Annotated in this window: 8 protein-coding genes; 5 read left to right on the top strand and 3 right to left on the bottom strand. The window is 69.5% G+C overall.

What is annotated here, in order from left to right:
- Positions 1–9 precede the first annotated feature (9 nt).
- Both EIZ45_RS14690 and EIZ45_RS14685 read right to left on the bottom strand, forming a co-directional pair.
- Positions 10–3,075 carry a BTAD domain-containing putative transcriptional regulator gene (locus tag EIZ45_RS14690; RefSeq protein ID WP_134662810.1) on the bottom strand — a complete coding sequence of 1,022 codons (3,066 nt, stop codon included), beginning with the start codon at positions 3,073–3,075 and terminating at the stop codon, positions 10–12.
- A gap of 29 nt (positions 3,076–3,104) precedes the next feature.
- Positions 3,105–3,929, bottom strand: coding sequence for a hypothetical protein (locus EIZ45_RS14685; protein ID WP_134662809.1), 825 nt, complete (start codon positions 3,927–3,929; stop codon positions 3,105–3,107).
- A 262-nt stretch (positions 3,930–4,191) separates the two neighbouring features.
- Between EIZ45_RS14685 and EIZ45_RS14680 the strand changes: the two genes are divergently transcribed.
- From EIZ45_RS14680 to EIZ45_RS14660, 5 genes are all read left to right on the top strand, one after another.
- Entirely contained in the window at positions 4,192–8,571 is a 4,380-nt protein-coding gene (locus tag EIZ45_RS14680; RefSeq protein WP_134662808.1) for an RHS repeat-associated core domain-containing protein, read from the top strand.
- 609 nt (positions 8,572–9,180) lie between these two features.
- Positions 9,181–9,975 (top strand): hypothetical protein, encoded by a 795-nt coding sequence (locus tag EIZ45_RS14675; RefSeq protein WP_134662807.1) that lies wholly within the window; start codon positions 9,181–9,183, stop codon positions 9,973–9,975.
- A 71-nt stretch (positions 9,976–10,046) separates the two neighbouring features.
- Positions 10,047–11,750: a fatty acyl-AMP ligase gene (locus tag EIZ45_RS14670; RefSeq protein ID WP_134662806.1), complete on the top strand. Its 1,704-nt coding sequence runs from the start codon at positions 10,047–10,049 to the stop codon at positions 11,748–11,750.
- 23 nt (positions 11,751–11,773) lie between these two features.
- Entirely contained in the window at positions 11,774–12,046 is a 273-nt protein-coding gene (locus EIZ45_RS14665; protein WP_037806259.1) for an acyl carrier protein, read from the top strand.
- A 7-nt stretch (positions 12,047–12,053) separates the two neighbouring features.
- Positions 12,054–12,830 carry a hypothetical protein gene (locus EIZ45_RS14660; protein WP_134662805.1) on the top strand — a complete coding sequence of 259 codons (777 nt, stop codon included), beginning with the start codon at positions 12,054–12,056 and terminating at the stop codon, positions 12,828–12,830.
- A gap of 214 nt (positions 12,831–13,044) precedes the next feature.
- On the opposite strand, the gene EIZ45_RS14655 is transcribed toward EIZ45_RS14660, so the two are convergent.
- Positions 13,045–13,275, bottom strand: coding sequence for a DUF1905 domain-containing protein (locus EIZ45_RS14655; protein ID WP_134662804.1), 231 nt, complete (start codon positions 13,273–13,275; stop codon positions 13,045–13,047).
- Positions 13,276–14,141: the final 866 nt, after the last annotated feature.

Below are 14,141 nucleotides of genomic sequence, written 5' to 3'. Positions count from 1 at the left end.
GACACGGGATCAGGCCCGCGTCAGCGGCTCCGTGACCAGGTCGGTCCACACACCCGCAGAGCCTTCCCGGGCGGCCCGGTCGAACGCCGCGTCGCCGAGGTGGTTGCGCGCCTCCCGCTCGATCCGCGGCACGTCCGGGTTCGACAGGTCTTTCCGGCCGAGCACCTGCGCGCTCGCGGCCAGCAGCCGTGCGGCGTGCTCGTACTGCGCGCGCCGCAATGCCAGGTCGGCGACCCCGACGACCGCCTGCGCGATCTCCGGCGCGCGTCCGGTTTCCGCCGCCGCGTCGCAAGCAGCGGCACGGTGTTCGCGCGCCTCCTCAAGATCGGTCGCGAACCAGGCGTGCAAGTCGTGAGCCGCGGCGCGCAGATGTGGTTGCTGCGCTTCGTCGCCGAGCAGGCTCATCGCGTGGCCGAACTGGTCGAAAGCGTCCTGCGCGTTGCCGTTCCACCGCGCCAGTTCCGCCCGGACGAGGGCGAGCGACGCCAGCGTCCCGGGCCACGTGACGCCTTCCGCGAGTCTTTCCGCCTCGGCGACCGCGGCGGCGCAAGCGTCCTTGTCGCCCGCGAGCCAGTGCAGCCGCGCCTGCCGCATGCGCAGCTGGACGATGTCGTCGAGGGCCTCCAGCTCGGCGACGACCGCGATCGCCTGGTCGAAATGCTCGCTCGCCTCGCCGAATTCGCCGCGCATGGCGAGGCAACCGGCCAGTTCGGTCTGCGCGAACGAGATCCCGAACCGTTCGCCGAGCACCCGGAACTCGACCAGCGATTCGTCGAACCAGGATTCGCAGTCCTGGCCGAGCATCATCCGCAGTTTCCCGATGTGCAGCCGGGACAACGCGCGCACCCACGGGTCCTCGTCGTCCAGCAGCGACTCCCACGCCGGCAGCAGCGCATCCGTGTCGCGCAGCATCATCTCCAGCGGCACCACCAGCCGCAGCGCCGCGTGCAGGTGCCGGCCGTGTCTGCCGAACTCGTACGCCTTGTGGATCCACTGCGCGGCTTCCGGCATGTCGCCGGGGCCGGACGTGGCGAACATCGAGGTCAGCGCGTACACGATGGCTTTGGTCCCGTCGGGGACCTCGCCGGGAATCGCGATCGCGGCGGCGATCAGTTCCATGCCCTCGGCCTTGCGGCCTACGAGCCACCAGTACCAGCCGCAGGCTGCGGCGAGCCGCATCGCGGCATGCGCGTCACCCGCGGCAAGCGCGCCGCGCATGGCCGAGACGAGATTGTCGTGCTCTGCCTTGAGAACGGTGAGCCATTCCAGCTGCTCGCCGCGCCGCAGGCGGGGTTCCGCGGTTTCGGCCAGCTCGGTGAAGTACGCGAGATGCGCTTGCCGGGCGAGCTCGGTCTCCCCGGCCTCGGCGAGGCGTGCGGCGCTGTACTCCTTGATGGTGCCGAGCATCCGGTACCGCGGCGCGCCTTCGCCGAACGCGACGAGCAGGGACTTGTCGCTGAGCGCGGCGAGCAGGTCCAGCACCTCGTACTCGTCGACGAGTTCTCCCGCGCAGACCCGTTCCGCCGCCTTGAGGCTCGCGCCGCCGGCGAACACCGACAGCCTGCTCAGCACGAGCCGTTCGCCGTCGCTGAGCAGTTCCCAGCTCCAGTCGACCATCGCGCGCAGCGTCCGGTGCCGGGGAAGAGCGGTGCGGCTGCCGCCGGTCAGCAGCCGGAACCGGTCGTCGAGGCGGTCCGCGAGCTGCTCGGCGGACATCGTGCGGAGCCGGACCGCGGCCAGTTCGATCGCGAGCGGCATCCCGTCGAGCGCGGTGCAGATGCGGACCAGCGTCCGGTCGTCGGCGAGGTCCTGGTTCCGCGTCGTCGCCCGATCGCGCAGCAGCTGGACGGCCTCGGCGCGGGCGAGCGGTTCGACCGGCCACAATGCCTCGCCGGTGATCCCCAGCGGTTCCCGGCTCGTCGCGAGGATCCGCAGTCCGCGGCATTCGCCGAGCAGCCGGTGTGCGAGCGCGGCGGCGGACTCGATGACGTGTTCGCAGTTGTCCAGCACCAGCAACGTTTCGCGGTCCCGGATCGCGGAGACCAGCCGGTCCACCGGGTCCGCGGCGGACGCTTCCCCGAGCAGCGCGTCGCGGAGGCCGAGCCCGGACAGCGTGGCCTGCGCGACGTCGTCCCCGCTCCCGACCGCGGCCAGTTCGACCAGCCACGCGCCGTGGTGCAGGCCGGAGACCAGCGTGCGGGCGGTTTCCGTGGCCAGCCGGGTCTTCCCCGAGCCGCCGGGCCCGGTCAAGGTGGTGAGCCGATGCCGCGAAACCAGGTCGCGGACCGCGGCTACATCGGCTTCTTTCCCGATGTAGCTGGTGAATTCGGCGCGCAGGTTGGTCTTGCGGGTCTCCTCGCGCCGTCCCACCTCGCCGCGCAGCAACGCGACGTGCAGCGCGGACAGTTCGGGCGACGGGTCGGCGCCCAGTTCGTCGGCCAGCGTTTCCCTGATCCGCTGGAACGCTTGCAACGCCTCGGTGTTGCGGCCCGCGGCGGCGAGCGCGCGCATCAGCGCGGCGACGAGCCTTTCCCGCACCGGGTGCGCGGCGACCAGGTCGGTCAGCTCCGGGACGAGATCCGCGCCGCCGCCGAGATCGAGCTCGGCTTCGAACCGGTCCTCCATGGCCGTCAGCCGCAGTGATTCCAGCCGCGTGGCCGCCGCGTCGAACGCGTCGCTGTCCTGCAATCCGACGTCCTGCATCGCCGGACCGCGCCACAACTCCAGCGCCTCGCGCAGCCGCCCAGGCCCGTGGTCGCGGGCCTGGGCGACGAGCCGCTCGAAGCGCACCGCGTCGACCGCGTCGGCGTCGATCGCCAGCCGGTACCCGTCGGTCAGTCCTTCGACCACGGCGCCCGGGAGCGCCTTGCGCAGCCGGGAAACCAGGCGTTGCAAGGCGTTCGCGGCGTCGGCCGGCGGCTGCTCGCCCCAGATCCAGTCGATCAGCGACGCCTTCGGGACGACCTGGCCCGGCCGGAGCGCGAGGGCGACGAGCAGCCCGCGCAACCGCGCGCCCGGCACCTCGGCCGTCGTGCCGTCGCGGACCTCGAACGGACCCAGGATCTTGATCTGCACCCGTCCGATCCTGCCATCCGATCGGGTGGTCAGGCAGCGGAATAGACGACGATGTCGTCGAGCCGCGTGCGAGCGTGGACCTTGAGCGTGCCGCGCGGGCTCTCCGGCGTGCCGAGGGTGTTGCGCACGGCGCCCTTCGTGCTCTTCGCGTCCACGTCGGCGGCGGTGCCCGCGCTGACGCCGACCTCGATCCCGCCGGCCGCGTTCGACAGCTCCACCTGACCGCGCGTGACCCGCCCGATCCGGATCGGGCAGTCGGCCGCCTTGGCGACGACGCTCCCGTCCGCGGTGCCGATGTCGAAGCTGCCGTTCGACCCGCCGAGGTCCACGTCGGACCGCGCGTGGCCGATCCAGACCTTGCCGCTGGTGCCCTGGTACCGGATCTCGCCGTCGACCTCGCCCAGCCGCAGGCCCGCCGCGCTGCCCTCGATGACCACGTCGCCGCCGACGTGCCCGACCGCGAGCCCGCCCGCGCCGAGGTTCCCGCGCAACGCGGCGACCCGGTCGAGCTGCACCTGGCCCGAGCCGATGTTGACCTCGCAGTCGCCGAGGGCGCCGTCCGCCTGCACCTCGGTCCAAGCCGTGTTGAGCACGATCTTGGACCCGGCGGGCAGTTCGATCGCGATATCGACGGAACCGGTCTGGCGTCCGGACTTGGTCGTCTTGACGGCGAGTACGCCGTCGGCGAACTCGACCTTGGTCTTCTCCGCGACCTTCACGTCGGTCGAGTTCGCGGCGTCGACCGGCTGCACCCGCACGACGGTCTCGGCGCGCTCGCCCGCGGTGATCCGGACGCGAGCCCCCGCGGTGGTCAGCGCGGCGGTGATGGGGTTGGGGGTGGTGAACGTGGACATTTCCGGTCTCCCTGGCTGGTCTGGCGGTTTGTTGTGACCACATTCGCCTGCTGGGCGGACACGCAGCTGTCACGGCTCAGACGCCGGAGAGGCGGCCGTGTCAGGCGCGGTGTCAGCGCGGGCCGGATCGGTGCTCGGGCAACATCGGGACTTCGTTCGGGCAGGGACTCGCGGTGCCGCGGGCGGACGGTTGCCGGGTGCCGCTAGGTTTCCGGGGGAGTTCGCCGGGATCGGGCCCGGCCGCAAGGGGGTTGTACGTCGCATGAGTAATCCGTTGGTCGCACCGGTGAAGGAGACTTCGGCGATGGCCGGGGTCCCGTTGCTGGAGGACGCGACGGGGCTGAAAGAGGCGATCGAGAGCAAGAACTGGGCCGCGGTCGCGATCGGCGCGGTGGGGACCGCGCTGGACGTGCTCACCGCGGTGATGGACCCGTTCGGCGCGATCTTCGCGGCCGGGGTCGGCTGGCTGATGGAGCACGTCGGTCCGCTGAAGGAGGCTCTCGACGCGCTGACCGGCAACGCGGACGAGATCAAGTCCCAGGCCGCGACCTGGACCAACGTCGCGAAGGAGCTCGAGAGCGTCTCGGCGGAGTTGACCGAGCTGGTCAAGAAGGATCTGCAGGACTGGCACGGCGAAGCGGCCGACAGCTACCGCAAGAAGGCCGAGGACACCTCCGCCCTGATCGCGAGCGCGCAGAAGGGCAGCGAGGGCGCGGCGAGCGGGGTGAAGACCGCGGGCGAGATCGTCGCGGCGGTCCGGTCTCTTGTCCGCGACACCATCGCCGACCTCGTCGGGCACCTGATCTCGTGGGCGCTGCAGGTCGTGTTCACGCTCGGGATCGGGATGACCTGGGTCGTGCCGCAGGTGATCTCGGCGGTCGCCAAGACGGCGTCGAAGATCGGCCAGGTCACCACGAAGCTGGTGAAGGCGCTCAAGGCGCTGATGCCGCTGCTGAAGAAGGCCGGGACGCTGTTCGCCGACGCCGGGAAGGCGTTGAAGGGGATCAAGGGCGGCAAGCCGAAGCCGAGTCCGAAGCCGAAGGACATCGAAACCCCGAAGGGTTCGCCGGGCAAGGGCGGCGGCAAGAACGAGAGCACGACGACCTCCAGCGCGGATTCCCCGCCGGCGAACTCCGGCGGGCACGGCGGCGGTTCCGGCGGCCGGGGACCGGAGACCGACGGCACCCGCGGCGGCGGCAACGACGCTCCGGTGCACTCTCCCGGCGGCGGCCAGTCCGGGGGCGGCTCGCACGGCGGCGGTTCCGGGTCGCGCGGCGGCTCCGGTTCGAACATCCGGGACAACAGCCGCGGGCCGCAGCAGGACCGCGTGCCGGACAAGAACCTGAACACCTGCGGCGATCCGATCGACGTGGCCAGCGGCGACGTGGTGCTGCCGCAAACGGACGTCGAACTGGCGGGCGTGCTCCCGTTGGTGCTGCGGCGGGTGCACCTCTCGTCGTATCGGGCGGGGCAGTCCTTCGGCCCGAACTGGGCGTCCACTGTGGACCAGCGGATCGAGGTGGACGACGAGGGCGTGTCGTTCGCGTCCGACGACGGCACGCTGCTGTTCTACCCGCACCCGGCGCCGGACGCCATGCCGCTGGCCGGACCGCGGCGGCGGCTCGCGCTGACCGGCGACGGGTACACGATCACTCTCCCCGACGAGGGCCGGACGCTGCACTTCGGCCGCGGCGGCCGGGTGCTGCCGCTGCGGGCGATCACCGATCGCAACGGGCACCGCGTCGAGTTCGTCCGCGACGACGCCGGAACGCTCGCCGAGGTCCGGCACAGCGGTGGGTACCGCGTGCGGGTCGAGTCCGCGGACGGGCTGATCAGCGCGTTTCACTTGTGCGGTGCCGACGGCGGCGCCGATCTGCAGCTGCTGCGGTACGGCTACCGGCACGGCCTGCTGACCGAGGTGGTCAACGCTTCCGGGGCGCCGCTGCGGTTCGCCTACGACGGCGAAGGCCGGATGACGAGCTGGACCGACCGCAACGGAGCCTGGTACCGCTACAGCTACGACGGCGAGGGCCGCGTCGTGCGAGCTGAAGGTTCCGGCGGATTCTTCAGCGGCTCGCTGTCCTACGCGGACGGCGTGACGCGGTGGACGAACTCCCTAGGCGAGCAGACCGCGTACCACCTCAACGAACGCGGGCAAACCCTGCGCGAGATCGATCCGGCGGGCAACGAGACCCGATCGGAGTGGGACGAGGTCGACCGGCTGCTCGCGCGCACCGATCCGCTGGGCCGGGTGACCCGGTACGAGTACGACGAGGCCGGGAACACGGTGGCGGTGACGCGGCCGGACGGTACGCAGACCCGGTCCGAGTACAACGACCTCGGCCTTCCGGTGACGGTGATCGAGCCGGACGGCGCGGTCACCCGACGGGAGTACGACGCGCGCGGCAACCTCACGCGCCTGATCGACCCGGCGGGACAGGCCACCAGCTACAGCTACGACGAACACGGGCACCTGTCGTCGATCACGGACGCGCTCGGCGGGGTTCGCGCCGTGACAACTGACGCGGCCGGGTTGCCGATCTCGGTCACCGATGCGACCGGCGCCGCCACCCGGTTCGAGCGCGACGGTTTCGGGCGTATTTCAGCCGTGGTGGATCCCCTCGGCAACGCCACGCGACTCGGGTGGACCGTCAGCGGCGAACCGGCGTGGCAGACCCTGCCGGACGGAACTACCGAACGGTGGATTTACGACGGCGAGGGCAACCTGCGCACCCACGTCGACGCCCTCGGCCAGTCGACGGTCACCGAGGTGACCCACTTCGACCTGCCCGCGGCGGAAGTACGCCCCGACGGCACCCGGCTGGAATTCGGCTACGACACCGAATTGCGCCTCGTCTCCGTGCGCGACGAGCGCGGGAACTACTGGCGCTGCCGGTACGACGCGGCCGGGAACCTGGTCGAGGAAACCGATTTCGACGGCCGGGTGCTGCGCTACGCCTACGACGCGGCGGGCCAGCTCGTCAGCCGCGTGAACGGAGCGGGCGAGACCACCCGGTTCGGCTGGGACGCGCTGGGCAGGCTGGTCGAAGAGCAGGCCGGCGACAGCACGAGCCGCTACGACTACGACCGGGCGGGCCGGGTCGTCCGCGCGGTCAACGCCGACACGGAGCTGACCTGGACCTACGACGCTTGCGGGCGCGTCCTCGCCGAAAGCTGCAACGGCCGGGTGCTGCGCTCGGAGTACGACGCGCTCGGCAGGCGGGTCAAGCGGATCCTGCCCTCGGGCACCGCCAGCGAGTGGAGTTTCGACGCCGCGGGAAGCCTCGTCGGCGTGCGGGTCGACGGGCACTCCATGACGCTGGGGCGCGACCTGCTCGGCCGCGAATCCGATCGCTCGTGGGGCACGACGGTCATCCGGCACCACTGGAACGCGGTCGGCACGCTCGCCGCGCAAACCCTGTCGGGCGGTTACGCCGCGCAGCAACGACGTTCGTACGACTACCGGGCGGACGGCACGCTCAGGGCGGTCGACGACGCGTTGGCGGGCACCCGCCGGTTCGACGTCGACGCGCTCGGCCGGATCACCGGCGTCACCGGAACGGCCGGGACCGAGCATTACCGCTACGACGGCACCGGCAACGTCGTCGCGGCGAACTCGTCCGCGGTCAGCGGTCCGCACTCCGGCGTGCGCGAGTTCGCCGGAAACCGGATCGTCCGCGCCGGGGCGAACCAGTACGAGCACGACGCTCAAGGACGGCTGATCCGCCTGATCAGCCCGGGCGCGCGCACCGCACAGTACGAATGGAACGCAGACGACCGGCTCGTCGCGGTGACCACAGTGGACGGACACCGCTGGCGCTACCGCTACGACGCGATGCGGCGGCGCACCGCCAAGCAGCGGCTGTCGGCCACCGGCGAGGTCGTCGAACAGGTCGACTTCACCTGGGACGGGTCCCGGCTGGCGGAGGAGCACCACCGCGGTCCTGGCGGGCTGCGCCGGCTGCGGAACTGGGAGTTCGAACCGGAGACGGACCTGCCGCTGATCCAGGGCGAGAAGGTGCTGGACGCGAACACCCCGCAGCAGGTGGTGGACCGCCGCTACCACGCGATCGTGACCGACCTCGTGGGAACGCCGACCGAATTGGTGGGCCTGGACGGCTCCGTCGCCCGAAGCGGACCGCGCACCATCTGGGGCGCGGAATCCGGCCGCGGCGACGACGTCACGCCGCTGCGGTTCCCCGGCCAGTACTTCGACGCCGAGACGGGCTTGCACTACAACTACCACCGCTACTTCGACCCGGCCCTCGCCCGCTACCTCAGCGCCGACCCGGTCGGGCTGACCGGCGGCACGAACGCCCAGATGTACGTCAGCAACCCGACGCTGCTGGTCGACCCGCTCGGCCTCAACGACTGCAAGTGGACGTTCAGCAAACAGGACATGCGGTTCGGGAACCAGCCGCTGACCGCGGCCGAGCAGGCGAAATTCGACACGTTCCAGAACTACATCCACAACAACAAGTGGCATCCGAAGAAGGCCGCCGAGGAAGCGGGCGACATGAACTACAAGCAGCTGAGCGGAAACCAGTTCCAGATCCGCCTCGGCGGGAAGCAGCGCGCGACCTTCCGGGTGCTGGACGACGAGAAGCGGGTCGAGATGATCCAGCTCGGCGGGCACACCTGAGCCGCTGCTGAAGGGCTCGGCGGGGCCGCGCGAGGCCCGCCGAGCCCGTGAGCCCCGTGGCGGGCCACTCGGTTGGAGCAGGCCCTGCTCCGATTCGGGGAGCCCGCCGGAATATGCATTGCGAACCCGAGCGAATTACGCGTGTGCGCCCGGGGTGTCCGTCGTGTGCGATCGAGGAGTTTTTCGCGGAGCGATATCTCGCGATGTCGCCGGGGAACGGCCCGCGAGGGGCTCGATCTGATGAATTCTAGCCAGGGGCGGGGAAACCGGGCGACGCGATGCCCGGTAGTCGGCGAGCACTCGGACGGATGTTTTTCCTGGCATTCGTGGCAATGGCCTTTCGCCGGCCTCTCCCGGAGGCGGAGCATGTTTCCTCGCGGCGCTGAGGCGCGGGCGGATCGAAAATCGCGGAGAGGTGTTGTCATGGAATAGACCACTGCGCCCGCGTTCGCGGTGGCAGATCCACCCGCTCCGACTGTTGGCAGCACGTTTATTTCGCTGGATTCTCGCCGGTTCGCACCCGCCGTTCCAGTGGAATATTCCTCCCTGCGTTTTCCGCGATTCCGCGCCGCGAACATTTCATCCGTCACCCGTGGACAAGGAGCAGTCATGACCGAGATCAGCCAGTCCCACCTGGGCCGGGAGGCCCTGGAGATCGCGCTGTGGCAGACGTCGTACCCCGAACTGGAGGCCGCCGCGAGGTCCGCGCTGCAGGATTTCGACGCGGACAGCAACGCCCAGGGCGTGGGCAACAAGGCGGCGGGGGACAACAGCCTGCTGCCCGACCTGGGTCCGCTGTCGAAGTTCGGTTCGTGGGAGTCGGTCGGCAGCACCATCGTGCACCGGGCGGTGACGCTCAGCGGCTTCAACCCGGGGAGCGAGAAATTCGACCCGGTCGCGTGGAGCGTTTTCCTGCAGAAATTCTCCACGATTCCGTTCTTCCTCACCTACACCTTCGACAACCGTGACGCGTCCATCAGCAAGACGTCGCTGAAAAAGGCCGTCGAAGCGGTGTCGGACCTGGTCGAGAACATCATGACGCCGGAGAACTTCCAAGGCATCGTGACCACCATCCAGAAGATCGGCCAGCTCGCGCTCGAGAACGAGGGGAGAAAACAGAAGAACTCCAACCAGCAGGTCGGGGTCCTGTCACGGCATCAAAGCTCGCTGTACCTCGGAGCCGTCCGGACCGCGGTGGAGATGGAGTACAAATCGGGCAAGGGGTACGAGCAGCTGAATCAGACTATTTACGTCTACCGCGGCTACGGCATCCTCGATTTCGAGAAGTGCAAGCGCCACGCCGACACGCTGCTCAAGTGGGACGGCCAGGACGTGGACGACTGGGAGAAGGACACCGCCAGCTCCTCGAAACCGCCCAACGAGAGCCCCGCCTGGAAGCACTGAGCCGGTTCGTCCCGTGTTCCGCGGGCTCCCGGGGTCGCGGCCCCGGGAGCCCCTGACCCCAGGCAGGTCCCATGGTGTTCCCGCAACCGCGGCCTCCCGAGCGCCCAACGGCATCGACCTTCGCCCAAGTCCTCGCCGACAACCTCGGCCATCCGGACGGGGGCTTCACCTTCGCCCACGAGCACTTCGCGAGCTGGGCAGGGCTGTCGAGGGAAGCTCTGCGCCGAGGGCGGCAACTGCTCCGGAGCGGCCTGCGCAAGGGAGACCGCATCGCGCTCATCGTCCCCGAGCAGCAGGAATTCGTCCTCGCTTTCCTGGGCGCGGTCTCGGTCGGCGTCGTCCCGGTCCCGATGAGCCCGCCGATGGGCCTCGGCAAGTTCGAGGCGTACTGCGAGGACTCCGCGCACATCCTCCGCGCCGCGGGAGCACGCGCTCTCCTGATTCCCCGCAGCCTCGCAGATTTGCTGAACCCGCTCGTGCACGCTGTGGCCGGCATGCAGGTCCTCGATCCGGAGGACCTCTTCGCCGAACCCTTGCCGCGCAACGCGCCCCAGCCCGAGGAGATCCTTCCCGAGGACGTGATGTTCCTGCAGTTCACCTCGGGAAGCACGGCGGCCCCCAAGGGAGTGCGGGTCACGCACGCCAGCGCGCTCGCCAACTGCGCGGCCATCATCGGCGCCCTTCGCCTCGACCGCGGCCGCGACCGGGGCGTGAGCTGGCTGCCGATGTACCACGACATGGGGCTGGTCGGTTTCGTGCTGGCACCGCTGCTGGCGCGCTGCCCGGTGACCTTCCTGCCGACGCTGCGCTTCGCGCTCTCGCCGAGGCTCTGGCTGGAAACGGTGAGCCGTCACCGCGCGACCGTGACCTTCGCGCCGAACTTCGGCCTGGCGTTGGCGATCAAGCACACCCCGGCCGACGAGTTGCGGCAACTGGATCTGTCCTGTCTGAGAGTCGTGGGCTGCGGCGCAGAACCCAACCACCCCGAGACACTACGGTCCTTCGCGACGCACTTCGCGACGGCCGGACTGCGTCCGGGGGCGGTCGTCCCGTGTTACGGCATGGCAGAGGCGACGCTCGCGATCTCGTTCGGCGAGCTCGGAGTCCCGCTCGCCCCAGACGTCATCCAAAAGGAGCCTTACCACGCGGGAAACCTCGCACGACCAGCGTCAGCCTCCGAAGAGCACGTGGCGTTCGTGCCGTGCGGACGTCCCGTCGCGGGCCACAGCGTCCTCGTCGTGGACGACGACGGGAATCCGCTCCCGGAACGGCACATCGGCGAGGTGGTCTTCCAAGGACCGAGCGTGGCGGCGGGCTATCACGAGGACCCGGAAGCAACTCGGCGAAGCTTCACGACTCGCGGCCTCCGCACGGGGGATTGCGGCTACCTGGCGGACGGCATCCTCTACGTGACGAGCCGGAAGAAGGACCTGCTCATCGTCAACGGGCGCAACCACGACCCCCAGACCGTGGAATGGACCGCGGCCGAGGTACCCGGCTTGCGCAAGGGCAACGTCGTCGCCTTCACCCGGCCCGGCCGGGCGACCGAGGAGGTCGTGATCGTCGCCGAACTCCGCGACGGCGACGCCACCGCGGTGGCGAGGCGGGTCCGCATCCGCGTCCAGACGACGCTGTCCCTGCCCGTGGCCGACGTCCTCCTGGTGCCGCCAGGGGAACTGCTCAAGACGTCCAGCGGCAAAGTCCGCCGGAACAAGACACGACAGCAGTATCTGCAGGGATTTCTCCACCGCGGCGCGCTTTCCGGAGCGCATTGAGCACCCCTTTGGGAGGAGCAACCATGGACACCCGTCTACCCCCGCGAGAGCGAGAGCAGCTGTACACCCTGATCCGCGAAAAGCTGGAACTCGGCGGCGAGGAGCTCGACGACACCACGACGGTGGCAGAGCTGCCCGGAGTCGACTCCATGAAGGTCCTCAGCCTGGTGGGCGCGGTCGAGCTCGGCTTCCGGGTCAACCTGGGCTTCGAGGCGATCCCGCAGGTACGGACGGTGCACGACATCGAGCGCCTGATCTGCGATTCGCGCGAGCAGTACGCCGCGCGAGCGTCGTGAGCCGGCCGTGGGCACTTCAAGCGACGAGCAGTCGCGGCGGGAAGCGTTCGAGATCGCCGTGTGGGCGGAGGGCAGGCCGGACGTGCTGGGCTGCGACAGCCGCGACCTCAACCAGGAAGCAGGAGTCGGCAACGCCTGCGGCGGAGACAACACCGGCTTGCCCAGCCTGGGACCGCTGGCCCCCTTCGGCTCGTGGCAGTCGGTGGCCGCCACGATCATGCGCAAGACCGCGGATTCAGCTCGTTTCGACCAATCGTCCACGATATTCGATCTGTTCCGGTGGATCGTCTTCGGAAACCAGTTCACCACCATGCCGTTCCTCACCGGCATCACCGGAGACAGCCGCAGCGTGTCCATCTCGTCGCTTTCCCTGTCGCCGGTGATTTCGGCGGTGACCCAGCTGGTAGGCGGGCTGGTCACGCCGGACACGCTCACCGGCATCGTCAATTCGATCAAGAAGATCGGCCAGCTGGCGGTGGAGAACAAGGGGCTGCAGGAGAAGAACAGCAACGTGCACCAGGGAGTCCTGACGGTGGTGAACGGAAACCTCCGCCTCGGGCGCCTGCAGACGACGGTGCAGATGGAATACAAGACAGGCAAGGGATACCAGCAGCTCAACCAGCACCTGACGGTCAGCCGCCTGTTCGGGAACCTCGACTACGGCCTCTGCATCCGCAACGCCGAGATCCTGCTCGCGTGGGACCGGCAGGACGTGGACGAATGGGTGAAGGGCGCGTCGAGTTCTCCCTACCCGCCTAACGACAGCCCTGCGTGGGGCAACTGAGCCGGGCACACCCGCGCCCGGCTCACGGGTCTGTCGAGAACGCCGTCGGCCATGACGGCGCGCCCGAGACCGAGCCGCGGCACCTGGCCGAGGGCGTCGCACCGCGTGGCTCGACACGAGTCCATGCGGGACATCCTCTGCAGTTCGTGCTCCCCTTTCCTGCCCGGCCAACGCTCCACGGCTCGCCGCAATGATCAAGCCAGCTCCGCCGGAATCAGAGATCGAGCACCGTCACGGTCACCTGAGCGACGTCCCCAGGATCGAGCTTCTCGGCCTTCCGCACCGCGCGTTTGACCGGCAGCACGCGCCTCGATCCGAACCCGCGGCGCGGTCCGCCCAGCTCGCGGATCTCGTCCGAGATGTCGCCGGGCAAGCTCACGAAGGTCCAGGTTTCGGTCCGCCGGGCGTCCCAGATCCACAGTTCAGCGTCGAAGTGCACCTCCACGAACTCAGCTCGTCGGAGTCGGCAAGCAGGTCGCGAGGTCCGCGACGGACGGCGAGGCCGATGCATGGCTTCGCCGCGGTGATGTCTTCAGCCGAGGCCCTGGTTCGCCGACGTTTCGACGCGGACTGCTGGCCTCCGGCACTCGGGGGGGCGGTACTGGGCGCGGGGACTACGGCCGGACGAGGAAGGCCACAGGATCGGCTCGCTGCACGGAACGTCCGCCCGCGCCGCGTGGTGGTGGCCCGGCTCTGCTCCGGACGGGCGTTGTTCAGCTGTGGCACAGGTGATCCCTGCCGCCCACGCGGCCGGCCGAAGACCGCCTTTGGCGCCTGCACCAGTCAGCGTGAAATTTTAAGGCAACACCACAGTTTGCACGCCCGTGTCCCGCAGCGCGGTCGAGGCGTGGCTGGTGCATCTGCGACAACGCGGCTCGAACGTGACCTGGCGGGCGCGGACACTGAACGCCGTTCGAGACCGCGGTGCTTTTCCGGCATCCGCCGAACAGCGGAGCAGAGTACGTGCACAGATGCGGTTATCGCCCGAGCGGCAACGCTGTTTTGGCCGCCGCGGCCCGATCAGGTTCGGGGTGGTTCGCACCCGGCGACGGTTCGCCGAAGCGGGCCGGATTAATCGGGTCATAATCATTGCGCCGTTTGCCGGATGGTCAAGCAATGACCATTTCGAACGATCGGCGTAAAACGGGACCAGTGCGTTGTTGGGGCATCCCGTATCGCCGGTCCGGTTGACTGATTGGTCCGGGCTTATTGATCGCGCTCGGCGCATCGCGCGTGTCTTTCTCCGGTGTTTCCGGCGGTGTCGTCCAGTGTTCACCGGAGGAGATCAACGCTCGGCGGGCGGCGTCGAGG

Origin of the sequence: Amycolatopsis sp. CFH S0740 (genome assembly GCF_004522315.1) — a bacterium.
Lineage (GTDB): Bacteria > Actinomycetota > Actinomycetes > Mycobacteriales > Pseudonocardiaceae > Amycolatopsis > Amycolatopsis nivea.
This window is presented reverse-complemented; position numbering and strand designations above follow the sequence as displayed.

What these genes read in the sequence shown, in the direction of transcription:
- EIZ45_RS14670 (WP_134662806.1), top strand. Translation starts at nt 10,047, where the DNA reads ATGGTGTTCCCGCAACCGCGGCCTCCCGAGCGCCCAACGGCATCGACC.
- EIZ45_RS14680 (WP_134662808.1), top strand. Translation starts at nt 4,192, where the DNA reads ATGAGTAATCCGTTGGTCGCACCGGTGAAGGAGACTTCGGCGATGGCC.
- EIZ45_RS14665 (WP_037806259.1), top strand. Translation starts at nt 11,774, where the DNA reads ATGGACACCCGTCTACCCCCGCGAGAGCGAGAGCAGCTGTACACCCTG.
- EIZ45_RS14675 (WP_134662807.1), top strand. Translation starts at nt 9,181, where the DNA reads ATGACCGAGATCAGCCAGTCCCACCTGGGCCGGGAGGCCCTGGAGATC.
- EIZ45_RS14685 (WP_134662809.1), bottom strand. Translation starts at nt 3,929, where the DNA reads ATGTCCACGTTCACCACCCCCAACCCCATCACCGCCGCGCTGACCACC.